Source organism: Lactococcus sp., assembly GCF_036648155.1.
GTDB lineage: Bacteria > Bacillota > Bacilli > Lactobacillales > Streptococcaceae > Lactococcus > Lactococcus cremoris.
Genome location: NZ_JAVXIY010000024.1, coordinates 1 through 852 on the forward strand (window position 1 = coordinate 1; position 852 = coordinate 852).

Annotated in this window: 1 protein-coding gene and 1 tRNA gene; both read left to right on the forward strand. The window is 36.5% G+C overall.

Translation table 11 applies throughout. The annotated features are described in order from the left end of the window. Nucleotides 1-398: 398 nt before the first annotated feature. Nucleotides 399-471, forward strand: a tRNA-Lys gene (locus RSC39_RS11895). A gap of 182 nt (nucleotides 472-653) precedes the next feature. Beyond that, a partial coding sequence (recO, locus tag RSC39_RS11900) for a DNA repair protein RecO (RefSeq protein ID WP_332537433.1) occupies nucleotides 654-852 on the forward strand: 199 nt, incomplete at its 3' end.

The following is an 852-nucleotide window of genomic DNA, read 5'->3' on the forward strand; positions in this document are numbered from 1 at the left end:
ATTTGTATTGCATAGGGGTTCAAGAGACATTCGATAGCGTTAAGACTCTGAATAAAGTAAGAGCAGCTGATCTGAAGCGAGAACACCCACCTGGCTTCTTGGCGGGTTCAATACTGGAGTAAGCATACGGCATTCAATCAGTGTTTTTTTTGTGCATTTATAAATATTTTTTTATACTCCTGGTTCTTCTCTTAGTATCTGTCGTTATCGGTTTAAGAGGCTATAAAACGCCTTTATAAGCTTTCTTAACTTGGTTCATATATCATTTTACTATAGTCCATAAAAGACGCAGAATGAGCTTATATGGAGCTGTGAAGAAGGGGTGAAATAAATACAAAAATTCTTGCATTTTTTACTGAAAGTGCTATACTAATAAAGTAAGTTATTACATGTGAATAGCCTCCTTAGCTCAGTTGGTAGAGCAGTAGACTCTTAATCTATGGGTCGCAGGTTCGAGCCCTGCAGGGGGCACTATAAAGTAAACAGTCTCGTCTTTTTGACGAGGCTGTTTTTTATTATATCGAATGAAGATGAGCAAGTCATTTTACTAATGGTATGTTATCTTACTTATCTGAGCAATAAACAGTCTTTGGTGTAGAAGCCATAGGATAAGTCTCTTGACAAAGATAGACCTCTGCCTTTACAATATAAGAATGAAGAGTGTTGAAACCCGTGGGCTTGTCCTGTATACTAAAAATTATCGTGAAAAGGATAAGTTGGTTAAAATTTTTACCGAGTCTTTTGGTAAGCGCATGTTTTTTGTTAAAAATTTTGCGCGTTCTAAATATGCCAGCAGCCTACAAAACTTTACGGCTGCAAGTTTAATGGGAACAATCAATGATGAAGGTTTTT